The sequence below is a fragment of the Chromobacterium sp. IRSSSOUMB001 genome (genome assembly GCF_023507765.1).
GTDB classification, from domain to species: Bacteria; Pseudomonadota; Gammaproteobacteria; order Burkholderiales; family Chromobacteriaceae; genus Chromobacterium; species Chromobacterium haemolyticum.
The window spans coordinates 18,955-32,838 of sequence record NZ_JALCYU010000025.1; the positions used below are offsets into that span (position 1 = coordinate 18,955).

At 66.9% G+C, this 13,884-nt stretch carries 6 protein-coding genes; 4 read left to right on the forward strand and 2 right to left on the reverse strand.

Annotated elements, in window-relative coordinates; all coding sequences use genetic code 11:
- The first annotated feature begins 378 nt into the window (after positions 1 to 378).
- From MOV80_RS22265 to MOV80_RS22280, 4 genes are all read left to right on the forward strand, one after another.
- On the forward strand, positions 379 to 8,832 hold the full coding sequence (locus MOV80_RS22265) for a non-ribosomal peptide synthetase (RefSeq protein WP_249605504.1): 8,454 nt from the start codon (positions 379 to 381) through the stop codon (positions 8,830 to 8,832).
- Positions 8,825 to 10,138 (forward strand): MFS transporter, encoded by a 1,314-nt coding sequence (locus tag MOV80_RS22270; RefSeq protein ID WP_249605505.1) that lies wholly within the window; start codon positions 8,825 to 8,827, stop codon positions 10,136 to 10,138. The genes MOV80_RS22265 and MOV80_RS22270 overlap by 8 nt, the downstream gene beginning before the upstream one ends.
- Positions 10,139 to 10,142: 4 nt before the next feature.
- Complete coding sequence (locus MOV80_RS22275) at positions 10,143 to 10,922, forward strand: alpha/beta fold hydrolase (protein ID WP_118266563.1); 780 nt, start codon at positions 10,143 to 10,145, stop codon at positions 10,920 to 10,922.
- A 731-nt stretch (positions 10,923 to 11,653) separates the two neighbouring features.
- Positions 11,654 to 11,977, forward strand: a complete 324-nt coding sequence (locus MOV80_RS22280) for a hypothetical protein (RefSeq protein WP_162896982.1) — start codon at positions 11,654 to 11,656, stop codon at positions 11,975 to 11,977.
- Between the two features lie 265 nt (positions 11,978 to 12,242).
- Here MOV80_RS22280 and MOV80_RS22285 read toward each other — a convergent pair whose 3' ends face one another.
- Both MOV80_RS22285 and MOV80_RS22290 read right to left on the reverse strand, forming a co-directional pair.
- Positions 12,243 to 12,716: a hypothetical protein gene (locus tag MOV80_RS22285; RefSeq protein ID WP_162896981.1), complete on the reverse strand. Its 474-nt coding sequence runs from the start codon at positions 12,714 to 12,716 to the stop codon at positions 12,243 to 12,245.
- Between the two features lie 9 nt (positions 12,717 to 12,725).
- The coding region (locus MOV80_RS22290; protein ID WP_249605506.1) for a hypothetical protein at positions 12,726 to 13,884 on the reverse strand (1,159 nt) is incomplete at its 5' end.

The following is a 13,884-nucleotide window of genomic DNA, read 5'->3' on the forward strand; positions in this document are numbered from 1 at the left end:
TCCATGCCGTCGCTAGAAAATTAAGACAGTTTTCAAATAAATTAATTTACCCAATCAAAACATTGCGAAGAACGTGTTTACGATCTCGCGAGCTAGAGCGAGACAAGGCGAAAACAGCTGAGAAAGCGGAATGTACGAGTGGTACATGAGCATTTCGAAGGTGTTTTCAACGCCGTATCGCCGACGCGCAGCAGGTCGCAAACAGGTTCTAATTGGAATTGTTTAAATCGGAGAATACCGACCCACAAACCCGCCAAAGAATATACCGCACAAATTGAATATTTTTACAGACCTCGAAAAATAATCGAAATCAAATCGGGCGCGATAAACGCGCAGCCCGATGGGCGACGACAACACATCACCTGGAAAGCCATTGAAATGAGCGTTAGCGATTGGAACGATAACGATCTGGACCTTCTCGACCATTTGCTGGAACAAGAACTGGACGTCTTGCCCCCGTCCCCCGCGCCCGTGGACGGCGGACGGATTCCGCGCGGCGACGCCGCCTCCGGCCCGCTGTCCTTTCAGCAGCAGCGGCTCTGGTTTCTACACCAGCTCAGCGCCGGCGCCGCCGCCTACAATATCTGCTCCGCCTTCCGCCTCAGCGGCGCCTTGCAGGCGGACGCGCTATGCCGGGCTTTCGATTGCGTGGTGACGCGCCACGCTTCCCTGCGCACCGCCATTCGCGAAGTCAACGGCGTGGCGACGCAAATCCCGCAGCCCGCCGGCCGCGCCTTTATCGATCGACTGGACTGGTCCGCCTTGCCGGCCGAAGAAGCCGCGTCCCGGCTGGAAGCGCTGGCGCGCCGGGAAAGCGCTCACGCCTTCGACCTGTCCTCCGGCCAGCCGCTGCGCATCGCGCTGGTGAAGCTGGCGGCGGACGAGCACGCGGTGGTGCTGACCCTGCACCACATCGTCGGCGACGCCTGGTCCCTGGCGGTGCTGATGGACGAAGCCGCCAGCGCCTACGCCGCGCTCAGCCGCGGCCGCGCGCCGGATCTGCCAGAGCTGCCCATCCAGTACCTGGACTACGCGCGCTGGCAGCACGCCTGCGGCCGACAAGACCGCTGGGACGCCGACCTCGCCTATTGGAAAACCCAGCTAGCCGGCCTGCCCACGCTGGAGCTGCCCACCGACAAGCCCCGGCCGCCGGTGCAAAGCTTCGACGGCGCCACCGTGGGCTTCGCCGTGCCCGCCGACACCGCGGAACGCCTGCGCCGGCTGGCGGCGGCCGAGCGCACCACGCTGTTCTGCCTGCTGCTGTCCGCCTTCCAGGCGCTGCTGGCGCGCCACGCCCGCCAGGACGATCTGGCCATCGGCACCTCGCTGGCCGGACGCGAACGAGTGGAAACCGAGGCGCTGATCGGTTTCTTCGCCAATATGCTGGTGATCCGCGCCCGCATCGGCCCGGAAGACAGCTTCCGCCAGTTCGCCCGTCGGCAATCGGACGTCATGCGCGATGCCGTCGAACACGCCGCGGTGCCCTACGACCAGCTGGTCGGCGCACTGGGGCAAACCAGCCGCGACCCCAGCCGCAACCCGCTGTTCCAGGTCGCCTTCACCCTGCTCAACATCCCGGCGGCGATGCCGACGCTGGACGGGCTGCGGCTGACCCCGGTGCTCAGCCAGGAAGCCGCCCGCTTCGACCTTGAGCTGTTCATGCGCGAGACCGAGGACGGCCTGTCCGGCGCCTTCTCCTACAACACCGCGCTGTTCGAGCGGCTCTCCGTCGAGCGTTTCGCCGAACAACTGGTGATTCTGCTGGACGCAGCCAGCCGCCAGCCGGACGCGCCGCTGGCCGCGCTGCCGCTGACCACGCCGCAACAGGCCGCCTCCCTGCTGACGCTGCCGCTGCGCGCCGCCGCGCGCGATGGCGAACCGGTGCACCGCGCCTTCAGCCGTTTCGCCGCGATGCAAGCCGACGCCGCGGCGCTGCGCTGCGACGGCCGAGAGCTCAGTTACGGCGAACTGGAACGGCTGTCGGACGCCGCCGCGCGGCGGCTGGCGGCTGCCGGCGTGCGGCCCGGCGATCCCGTCGGCCTGTGGCTGACGCCCTCGTTCGAACTGATGATCGGCGTGCTGGCCGCGCTCAAGGCCGGCGCCGGCTATGTGCCGATGGACCCGGCCTATCCGGCCGACCGCATCCGCTACATCCTGGAGGACAGCGGCGCGCGCGCCGTGCTCAGCACCGAGGCGCTGGCGCCTACGCTGCCGCCCTTCGCCGGCCCGCTGCTGACTCTGGACGCGGCGGAGCCCGCGCCGTCGGCGGCGCTGCCGGCCGGCGACGACCCGGACGGCCTGGCCTACATCATCTACACCTCCGGCTCCACCGGCCGGCCTAAAGGCGTGGCGGTCAGCCACCGCAACTGCGCCCGGCTGTTCTCCAGCAGCGCCGAGCTGTTCCAGTTCGGCCCGCGCGAAGTGTGGACGCTGTTCCACTCCTACGCCTTCGACTTCTCCGTGTGGGAAATCTGGGGCGCGCTGGCCCACGGCGGCGTCCTGCTGATTGTGCCGCCGCTGCTGGCCCGCTCCTCGGACGCCTTCTACCAGCTGTTGTGCGAGGAAAAAGTCACCGTGCTGAGCCAGACCCCGTCGGCCTTCCGCCAATTGATGGCCGCCGAGGAGGCAAACCCGCGCGAAGGCGATCTGGCGCTGCGCTACGTCGTCTTCGGCGGCGAGGCGCTGGACCTCAGCAGCCTGGAGCCCTGGCTGGACCGTCACGGCGACGACTACCCGCGGTTGATCAATATGTACGGCATCACCGAAACCACCGTGCACGTGACCTTCCGCCGCATCGGCCTGCCCGAGATCAAGCGCAAGCTGGGCAGCGTGATCGGCGCGCCTCTCCCCGACCTGTGCATCCGCCTGCTGGACGATGCGCTGCAGCCGGTGCCGCCGGGCATGGTGGGCGAAATCCACGTCGGCGGCGCCGGCGTGGCGCTGGGCTACGTCAATCAGCCGGAGCTGAGCGCCCAACGCTTCATGCCGGATCCGCACCTGGACAGCGGCCTGCGCTTCTACCGCAGCGGCGATCTGGCCCGCGTCACCCCGCGCGGCGAACTGGAATACCGCGGCCGCGCCGACCAACAGGTCAAGCTGCGCGGCTTCCGCATCGAAACCGCCGAAATCCAGGCCTTGCTCAGCCAGCACCCGGCGGTGGCGGAAGCCGCCGTGGTGGTGCGCGGCGAAGGCGATCAGGCGCGTCTGGTCGCCTATGTCGCCAAGCGTAGCGGCCTGGAAGCCGCCGCCAAGGACAAGGAAAAGGGCTGGCTGCCCGCCTTCGACATGATCTACGAGGACGCGCCAGCCGAGGACGCCGACCTCGATCTGGTCGGCTGGACCGACTCCTACGACAACGCCCTGATTCCCGCCGCCCACATGCGGCGCTGGCGCGACGAGATCCTGAGCCGCATCCGCGCGTTGCATCCGCGCCGGGTGCTGGAAATCGGCGTCGGCAGCGGCATGCTGTTGCTCGCCGTCGCCCCGGACAGCGAGCGCTACCACGGCCTGGACTTCTCCGCCCGCGCGCTGGAACGCCTGGGCCGCACCGTGGCCGCGCGCGGCCTGAACCAGGTGAAGCTGGAGCGGCGCGAAGCCCGCGACCTGGCCGGCCTGCCGGACGACTTCGACACCGTGATCATCAATTCCGTGGCGCAATACTTCCCCGACGCCGCCTACTTCCTGGACGTGGTGGACCAGGCGCTGGCGCGGCTGCGTCCGGGCGGCAAACTGCTGCTGGGCGACCTGCGCCACCTGGGCATGCTGCGGCACTTCCAGGCCAGCCGCCTGCTGCACCGCCTGCCCGCCGCCGCCCGCCCGACGCGGGCGGAACTGCGCCGTCAACTGGACGCGCTGATCGCGGAAGAAAAGGAACTGCTGGTGGACCCGGCGCTGTTCCGCCGGCTGGCGCGCCGCCGCGGCGACATCGCCGCGATAGAAATCCGCCTGAAAGAAGACGGCGGCGACTGCGAACTGACCACCTATCGCTACGACGTGGTGCTGAGCAAGGGCGCGCCGAACGCCGCTCCCGCCCCTGATGCGCGGCGCCCGCGGTCCGGCCTGGCCAACCGCCGCGCCGCCGAGGTCAACCGCTTCCTCGCCTGGCTGGATCATGATCAGGTCAACAGCACGGCCGACGACGAAACCGCCGACGGTCAGCCCTGGCGGGCGCAAGCGCTGCCCGACACCGCCGAGCCCGCGGAGCTGTTGGCGGCGGCCGCCGCCGACGGCCTGGCCGCGCGCCTCTGCTGGAGCGAAAACGCCGCCGACGGCCGGTTCGACCTGGCGCTGGCCGCCACCGCCGACGCCTTGCCCGCGCTGCCGCTGGAGCGGCTGGACGGCGGCGACGACGGCGAGCCCGCCGACTGCTTCAACACCCCGGCGCAAAGCCAGCCGCGCGACGCGCTGGGGCCGGAATTGCGCCGTCATCTCGCCTCGCGCCTGCCCGACTACATGCTGCCCGCCGCCTTCGTCACGCTGGACAAGCTGCCGCTGACCCATAGCGGCAAACTGGATTGGCGCGCGCTGCCCGAACCCGGCCAGTCCGAACAAGGCGGCGTCGATGCCGGTGCGCCGCCGCGCAGCCGCGCCGAAAGCGAAGTGGCCCGCATCTGGGGCGAAGTGCTGGGCGCCGGCGGCCTAGGCCGCGAACAAAACTTCTTCGAAGCCGGCGGCCATTCGCTGCTGGCCACCCGGGTCATGTCCCGGCTGCGCGCCGAATTCGGCGTCGAACTACCCCTGCGCACCTTGTTTGAACACCCGACGGTGGCCGAATTCGCCGTTGCCCTGGCGGAACGCGTAGAGCTGGAAGACCCGGTCGCGCCGGCTTCCGCGCCGGAGCGCCGCATCCCCCTGGCGGACCGCTCGCGGCCGCTGCCGTCCTCCTTCGCCCAGCAACGCTTCTGGTTCCTGGAGCGGCTGGACCAGAGCGAAAACGGCGTCTACAACATCGCCCAGGGCCTGCGCCTGCGCGGCCGCCTGAACCTCCCAGCGCTACGCGCCGCGCTGGCCGGCGTGGTCCGCCGCCACGAGGCGCTACGCACCCGCTTCGAACTGAGCGACGGCGAGCTGCGGCAAATCGTCGAAAACAGCGACGGGACGGAACTGCAAGAACAGACGCTGCGCGTGGCCGCCGGCGAGAGTCTGGAAACGGCGCTGAACCGCGCCGCCGAAGCCTTCGCCCGGCCCAAATTCGACCTGGAGGCCGCGCCGCCGCTGCGCTTCGCCCTGCTGCGCATCGCGCCGGACGACGCCGCTTTGCTGATCGCGCTGCACCACGCCCTGTCCGACGGCTGGTCGCTGGGGGTGCTGGTGCGGGAGTTCGGCGAACTGTACGCCGCCGCGCTGGAGCGACGCCCGCCCCGCCTGCCCGCCCTGCCCATCCAATACGGCGACTTCGCCCAATGGCAACGCGACGCCCTGGCCGGCGAGCGCTTCGAACACATGCTGGCGCGCTGGAAGACGCGCCTGGCCGACGCCCCGGCGGAACTGGAACTGCTGGGCGACCGGCCGCGCGGCATGGGCGCCATCGGCCGCCCGCGCCGTGGGCGCTTCGTCCGCTTCGGCTTCTCGCCGGCGGAAACCCAGAGCCTGCGCCGGCTGGCCGAACGCGCCGGCGGCACACTGTTCATGGTGTTGCTGGCCGGCTACGCCGAACTGCTGTCGCGCTACAGCGGCCAGCGCGACCTGGTGATAGGCAGCCCCATCGCCAACCGTCAGCACGCGGACCTGGAGGGCCTGATCGGCTGCTTCGTCAACACCCTGGCGCTACGCGTCGACTTGGCCGGCGCGCCCAGCGCGCTGCAATTGCTGGCGCGGGTGCGCGATGTGGTGCTGGAAGCCTACGAACTGCAAGACCTGCCCTTTGAAACCATCGTCGACGCGCTGCGGCTGGATCACTCGCTGACGCGCAACCCGCTGTTCCAGACCATGCTGGTGCTGCAAAACGCGCCGCTGGACACGCTGCGCCTGCCGGGGCTGGAGCTGGAAACGCTGTCCAGCGACGACAGCTCCCCGCGCTTCGACCTGACCCTGACCCTGCACGAAGCCGACGGCGGCCTGCAGGCGATGCTGGAATACGACGTCGACCTGTTCGAGGAAGCCGGCGCGCGCCGCCTGGCCTCCCGCTTGCAACGCTTGCTGCTGGCCATGGCCGCGCAGCCGGAGCAAGCGCCGTCGCGCCTGCCGCTGCTGGACGCGGACGAAACCCGGCTGCTGCTGGAACAAGACGGCGAAGCGGCATCCGCGCCGGCCACCCTGCTGCCCCTGATCGAGGCCAGCGCCGCCGCCGCGCCGGAGGCGACGGCCTTGAGCGACGAGCGCCGCGACCTGAGCTACGGCGAACTCAACCGCCGCGCCAATCAACTGGCGCGGCGTCTGATCGCCCTCGGCGTCGGCCCGGAGGACATCGTCGCCATCGCGCTGCCGCGCTCCGCCGATACCGTGGTGGCCTTGCTGGCAGCGTTGAAAGCCGGCGCGGCCTATCTTCCGCTGGACCTGGACTACCCTCCGGCCCGCATCGCCTTCATGTTGAAGGACGCCGCCCCCCGCTGCGTGCTGACCCTGAGCGACGCAACGCTGCCGGACGGCGCGGCGCGGCTGGATCTGGACGACCCGGCCTTGCAAGAGCACCTGGCCTCGCTGCCTGACGGCAACCCCGCCGACAGCGAGCGCGTCCGCCCGCTGCGGCCCAGCCACCCCGCCTACCTGATCTACACCTCGGGTTCCACCGGCGCCCCCAAGGGCGTGGCGATCCAGCACGGCAATCTCCACGCCTCCACGGCGGCCCGGCTTGCCTTCTATCCTGCGGAGCTGTCGCGCCCGGGCACCGCCTTCCTGCTGCTGCCCTCCTTCTCCTTCGATAGCTCGGTGGCGCTGCTGTTCTGGTCGCTGGCCTGCGGCGGCCGGCTGATCGTCAGCCGCGCCGGCGGCCAGTTGGAACCCGGCTACCTGGCCGGCCTGGTGGAACGCGAGCGGGCCGACGTCTGGCTCAGCCTGCCCTCGCTGTACCGGACCGTGGCGCAAGCCCAGCCCGCCGGCTGGGGCGGATCGCTGCGCGCGGTGCTGTTCGGCGGCGAAGCGGTAACGGCCGGCGACCTGATAGGCGAGGGCCGGCGCTTCTACAACGAATACGGCCCCACCGAGGCCACCGTCTGGGGCACCGCGACGGAAATCGTCGCGCGCGACGGCCAAGCCATCGACATCGGCCGCGCCATCCCCGGCTACCGCGCCTACATCCTGGACGAGGCGCTGCAGCCGACGGCGCCCGGCCTGGCCGGCGAACTCTATCTCGCCGGCCCCGGCGTCGCCCGCGGCTATCTGCGCCGCCCGCGGCTGACCGCGGAACGCTTTCTCCCCAACCCCTTCCGGGACGGCGAGCGGATCTACCGCACCGGCGACCGCGCCCGCTGGCTGGCCGACGGCCGCATCGAATATCTGGGTCGCGGCGACCAACAGCTGAAGCTGCGCGGCTACCGCATCGAAACCGGCGAGATCGAAGCCGCGCTCAGCGCGCAGCCCGGCATCGCCGCCGCCGCGGTGGCCTTGCACCACGCGCCGCCCGCCGCCGCGCGGCTGGTGGGCTATCTGGTGCCGACGGACGGCGAGATCGACACCGCCGCGCTGCGCAGCGCGCTGGCGGAGCAATTGCCGGAATACATGATTCCCAGCGCCTGGGTCAGCCTTCCAGCCCTGCCGCAAACGCCCAACGGCAAGCTGGACCGCCGCGCGCTGCCGGCGCCGGAACTGGCCGCGCGCGCCTACCGCGCGCCGAGCACCCCGCTGGAAGAACAACTGGCCGCGCTGTTCGCCGCCACCCTGGGCCTGCCGAGCATAGGCGTGGACGACAGCTTCTTCGACATGGGCGGCCACTCGCTGCTCACGCTGCAACTGCTGTCCCGCGTCCGCGAGGAACTGGGCGTGGAGCTGCCGCTGGCCTCGCTGTTCACCTCCGGCACCGTCGCCGAGTTCGCCCGGCTGGTTCAGGAGGCCGGCCAAGCCGCCGCGCCGTCGGTGCTGGTGCCGATACGCACGGACGGCGACGACGCCACCTTGCTGTTGGTCCACGACGGCTCCGGCCAGATCATCGGCTATCAGAAGCTGGTGGAGCGGCTGTCGCCGCGCTGGCGCGTCTACGGCCTGCAAGCGGCGGGGCTGGACCCGGCCGTCGCGTCCGACGACAGCGTGGCGGCCATGGCCGCGCGCTACGCCGCAGCGGTGCTGCAAGCCGGCCTGTCCGGACCGTTGATCCTAGCCGGCCACTCCTTCGGCGCGGCGGTGGCGGCGGAACTGGCGCGGCGGTTGGTCGAGGCCGGCGCCGAAGTCAGCCTGCTGGCGGCGCTGGACGCGCCGCCGCGCCCGGACGCCGGCTTCCTGAGCGAACTGCCCCAGGACGAGGCCGGGCTGCTGCACTATATGAGCCGCACCGTGGAAATCGCCACCGGCAAAGCGCTGGCCGTCTCGGAAGACATGCTGCGTCCGCTGGACCGAGCCGGCCGCTTCGCGCTGCTGAGCCGGCGGGTGCAAGACTCCGGCCTGTTCCCGCAAGGCATGGACCCGCGCCGGGTGGAAGCCATGTTCGACGTCTACCGCGCCAACCTGCTCAGCCTGCGCGGCCACCAGCCTCGGCCCGCGCTCTGCCCGGTGGCGGTGTGGGTCACCGACGGCCTGGCCGCCGCTACGGCCGGACCGGCCGACCTGGGCTGGTCCGACTACGCCGCCGGCCCGGTCCAAGTGTTCCGCGCCGCCGGCGAACACGCCGACATGCTGCGCGAGCCGCATGCGGCCAGCCTGGCGGAGAGCCTGGAACACGCGATGAGGGCCCGCCATGTCTAAGCCCATGCCCGTCCAGCCGGCGCTCTGGCGCGACCGGCGCTTTCTCTGGCTCTCCGCCGCCTGGTTCTGCGCCATCCTGGGCCAGCAGACCGCGCTGATCGCCCTGCCCTGGCTGGTGCTGCAACGGGGCGGCGACGGCCTCGCCCTCGGCCTGATCGTCACCGCCATGGAGCTGCCGCGCGCGGTGTTCATCATCGTCGGCGGCGCGGTGGCGGACCGGTACTCGCCGCGGCGGGTGTTTCAGTGCTCGCTGCTCTGCTGCGCGGCGCTGCTGGCCCTGCTCGGCTACGCAGCCTACCGCGGCGGCCTGCCGCTGGCCTGGCTCTACCCCTTCGCCGCGGCGATGGGCGTGGTCGCCGCCTTCACCGGGCCGTCGGCCGCCGCGCTGCTGCCCAACACCGTGCCGGAAGAAAAGCTGCAACAGGCCAACTCCGTGTTCATGGCGGTCAACCAGCTCACCTTGCTGACCGGCCCCATGCTGGCCGGCGCGCTGATAGCCCTGCCCGGCGTCCGCGCCGGCGGCGGCCTGGGCCTCGCCTTCCTGCTGGGCGCCGCCTGCTTCCTGAGCGCCGGCCTGATGCTCAGCCGCCTGCGGCCGCGCGCCGCCGCACAGCCGCCATCGGCGCAATCGGCCGCCGGCATACTGCGCGCCATCCGCCGCGGCGCCGCCTGGACCTGGGGCGACGCCACCCTTCGCGCGCTGTTCTTCTACTGGGCGGTGATCGCCTTCCTGACCGCCGGCCCTATCCAGATCGGCCTGCCGCTGCTGGTCAAAACCGCGATGGGCCTGGACGCCGGCCACTTCGGCACCCTGCTGTCCGCGCAAGGCGCCGGCAGCCTGCTGGGCATGGCCCTGCTCAGTCTGCTGCCGCTCAAGGCCCTGGGCCGGCTGGGATGGATGGTATTCTGCGCCGACGCCCTGATGGGCGCGCTGATCATCGGCCTGGGTCTGTCCCCCGCGTTTGCCGCCAGTTGCGCGATGATGTTCCTGATCGGCCTCTTGGGCGGCCTGGTTCAAGTTCGTCTGATGGCCTGGATCCAGGCCCGCATTCCGGCGGAAATGCGCGGCCGGGTCATGAGTTTTTTAATGTTCATGATGGCGGCGGTCACGCCCTTGTCCACCACGCTGGCCGGCGTGAGCCTGGCGTCCGCGCCGGTGCGCGCCTTGTTCGCCGGCGCTGGCCTGCTGCTGATCGGCGTCGCCGTGCTGGCGCTGTGCAGCCCCCGGCTGCGCGCCATCGGCGCGCCCGGCGGCTCAGGCCCGGCGAAGCTCCGCCCCAACCCTTCACTGCAAACAGGAGACTGAATCGATGCACCCCTCACCCTGGCTCCAGCGTCAGCCCGGCAGCCAGCCGCCGCGGCTGCGCCTGTACTGCTTTCCCTACGCCGGCGGCCATGCCGGCGCCTATGCCGGCTGGCAAGGCCGCCTGCCTCCCGAAGTGGAAGTCTGCGCCGCGCAACTGCCCGGCCGCGCCGCCCGCTTCCGCGAAGCCGGCTTCAAGGCGCTGCCGCCGCTGGTGGACGCGCTGGCGCGGGAGCTCCCGCTGGACGACGCCCCGCCCTTCGTCTTCTTCGGCCACAGCATGGGCGGGCTGATCGCCTTCGAATTGACGCGGCTACTGCGCGCCCAAGGCCGGCCGCTGCCGCAGCAGCTGATCGTGTCCGGCTGCGACGCGCCGCAACACCGCCAGCCGCCGCGCATGCTGCACCGGATGGACGACGACGGCTTCATCGACGCGCTGCGCGACTACAACGGCACGCCCGCGGAGATCCTGGCCCACCGGGAAATGATGGACCTGCTGCTACCCACCCTGCGCACCGATTTCGAACTGGTGGAAACCTATCGCTACCAGCCGGCCCCGCCGCTCTCCCTGCCCATCACCGTGCTGGCCGGGCGCAACGACCGTCAACGCCTGCCGGAACAAACCGAAGGTTGGCAACGGGAAACCACCTCGACCTCGTGCGTCCACTGGTTCGACGGCGACCACTTCTTCATCGCCAGCGCTCGGGACGCCGTGCTCTCCCATCTCAACAGCGAACTCGCCGGCACGCTGTCCAGCCACGCAGCCGCCATGCCGGACCTTGCCTAAGCACCTGTTCACGATCTTTTCTGATCGGGAGTATTGTTCAAGGCATTGAATCCGCTTCGCGGATGATGATTTAGGGCCGGTTCCGCCCGGCAAACGGAAAGGGGAATTTGCGCGGCCAAATTCCCCTTTACCCCAAAGGCCGCCCTGCAAGCCTGGCCTACGGCTTCCCGCCGGTTCCCGTCAGTCCCGAGGCGCTGCTGAACTCTCTACGTGCGAATCTTTGATTCGCTCAGTGATGGCGCGCTAACGTCGCGCTGCTCGAACAAGCAGCCGCTTAAGACCTCGGGCCTGCCACCCGTCGGCAGGCTTGAAGGGACCTGGGGCGCGTCGGATACGTGGTCTCCTACATATCTAGCAGCGTTTAACCACACCTACAAAAGATCATAAACAGACTCTAAGCCTCTGCCGCCGGAGGAAACACCGAACTCAAACGCGCCCGGCCTCGCTGCGCCGCCATAGCGGACGCCCGCCCCTTGCCTCCCCGCCACAGGCACGTGATAATCCGGCCGTGCTGTAATTCAGCACCGGGCGTAGGAACCCGAGCAGCATCATGGCGGACATCACTGCGAGAGCAACTATGTCCGTGCCTTGTCATGCCCTCAAAGGCAGACCGGGCGAGGCAGCCCACGGGCTGGCCGGTTCCATGATGCCGGTATTCCTACCCTCGTTCGGGCTGCCGCCCACCGTAGGAAGTGGGCCGCGGAAAACATACCGTACATCATGGAGGCACCATGCCTAACTCTCCCCGCCCCCACCACATCCCATCGCTATCCACCTTGCTGCTCCAGCTGAAAAGCTTGCGTCAGCAGGACGCCACGCTCCACCCCATTGACCCGCTATTGCGGCAACTCGACGAGTACTGCGAACACTTCGATCACAGCCTTCATCTGCTCAGCCTGGAATTCAATCAAGTCAGCACCGCCTTGTCGGCGCTGGCGGCGATGCTGGAGCAATCCAAGCTAGACACGCTGGAATGCGAGCAGGTGTATTGCCTGCTGGAGCCTTTCGCCCACCGCTTGCGGCAAACCACGATGCAGATGCAGGAATTGGCTTGAGCCATATAAACAACCAAAGCCCCGAGAGGGGCTTTGGGGAGGCTTGGGCTTATAAATTACGGCGCTGCCAAAGGTAATGTTGCCAAGGTGCCGCGTGGGCAAGCCTTTTGGCTTGCCCACCCTATTTGCGGGAGTAAGAGCCGAGGTATTGCTTGCTGAAGCCCTTCGCCGGTTGTTTGCAATAGACCACGATGCAGACACACAATTGGCATAACCCTTCAGGACAATCAAAATCCTACAAGGGACCTTGAGCCAAGGTCTACCTTTAAGAAGCCCCAGTTGCAATAAACCCTTCCAATTTTTCCTTCCTATCCAGAACACTTCTAATTTTCAGATAAACCCAATCAGAGTTTTTCTGACTATAAACGTAGTCAACCACCTCGCCTTGAGGCTCAAAAGCAAAGATAGCGCCAGGCGACAGCAAAAAAGCCATTCTAATCAAACCACCCAAATCAGGATCAATCACATCCCACTCATCTACCCAATTATTTACTTCTTCTTCTATTTTCTCAAGGAAATCGCCTTCAAGAACATAACAGCGCCACGAACCCTCAGAATCAGAAATATGCTTTACAAGCTCCGGCGGAATGGGACGAGGCAACAAATTAATATGATCACTCCATCTATAAGCAACTGGATCAATCCCCATTTCACTTAATCGACGAGCATGAGCAGCCTCAAATCTCTCGCAACCCCAGTCCTTCACTCCATTTACAAGCAAAAAAACAATAGCATCCATTTTCAACCCTCAATGACCAAAGAATGGGGCGATATTCCCTTGTTGCCAATCAACAACAACTCCACTTTTATTCATAAGAGGTTTCAATGGGTGAATATGCACTTTCGGATGATCCAATGGCAAGCCGTGATCATACCAATCAACCCGCCCCCAAGGTATACCACTACCGTTGATAAATGTTGCAGACTGTCTATAAGTCACACCCGTCCGGCTACTTACAGTAGAGCCAAGAGCAGTATGAGCCCTCCCCTCCGCCTCCACCATTGGGTAAACGACAACTTTTCTGTCATCCATCAACAATGGAAGAACCTCCCCATTACGACTACGTGGCACATAAGCTCTGCTCAAATCAACTGGAGGTGGTGCATTTAAATTTAACTCACCAGGCGAAATATAATCGAAATCAAGTGAACGATAATAACTCTTCAAACGAGAATAATTTGCAACATTATGAGCAGGTCCCATTTGAAAATTTAAAGACCACCCCTCACCTGCCCCCGTCAATCTCAATCCTCGAGCTGCTAAACCTCCAGCTCCCATCGACAACAACTCGAACCCAGACTGACCAATTCGGTCCGGGCTGTGTAGGTATAAACCGCTGGCAAAATCAGCGGTAGTTCGCATCGGACCAGACATCATGCCCCAAGCGGTGTAGCCCAGCGTCGTCCCCCACCCCTTCTGATCCACCGATTGGAAGAACTGGCTTTGGGCATCCGGGCTTGCATTACCTTCAATACCCAACAAGCTGGCCATACCAGATTGGCTTCGGTTCAGCACATCCCCAAAGAAAGCATCACCTTCGCGCAGCAGACCTATGCCTGCCCGACCAACAGCTCTCATTGTCTGACCTACCGGGTTGAAGGCAAAGAAACCTTCTGCTTCGGTCATTTCCCGCATTTGTGCAGGCACTTCGACTCTGGACGGATCATAATCGTCCACCGCCAGCGGCAGCAATGGCTGGCTCACCGGCCGCAAGGCCGTACCATCCACCGAGTAGCCCGGCCCGGCATCACTCAATATCTCCTGCCCGCGCGACCACTTACCCCCATCCGCCACCATCACTCCGCGCGTGTCGTAACGGGTCTGCTTGGCTTCGGCAAGCTGTTCGGCCATCGCGTCAGCCAAACGTTGTTGCTGCTGTTGCCGCTGCTGATCTCTACTCTGAATG

Bases quoted from the DNA above. Each gene is read 5' to 3' on its own strand.
- MOV80_RS22265 (WP_249605504.1), top strand. From the start codon at position 379: ATGAGCGTTAGCGATTGGAACGATAACGATCTGGACCTTCTCGACCAT.
- MOV80_RS22270 (WP_249605505.1), top strand. From the start codon at position 8,825: ATGTCTAAGCCCATGCCCGTCCAGCCGGCGCTCTGGCGCGACCGGCGC.
- MOV80_RS22275 (WP_118266563.1), top strand. From the start codon at position 10,143: ATGCACCCCTCACCCTGGCTCCAGCGTCAGCCCGGCAGCCAGCCGCCG.
- MOV80_RS22280 (WP_162896982.1), top strand. From the start codon at position 11,654: ATGCCTAACTCTCCCCGCCCCCACCACATCCCATCGCTATCCACCTTG.
- MOV80_RS22285 (WP_162896981.1), bottom strand. From the start codon at position 12,716: ATGGATGCTATTGTTTTTTTGCTTGTAAATGGAGTGAAGGACTGGGGT.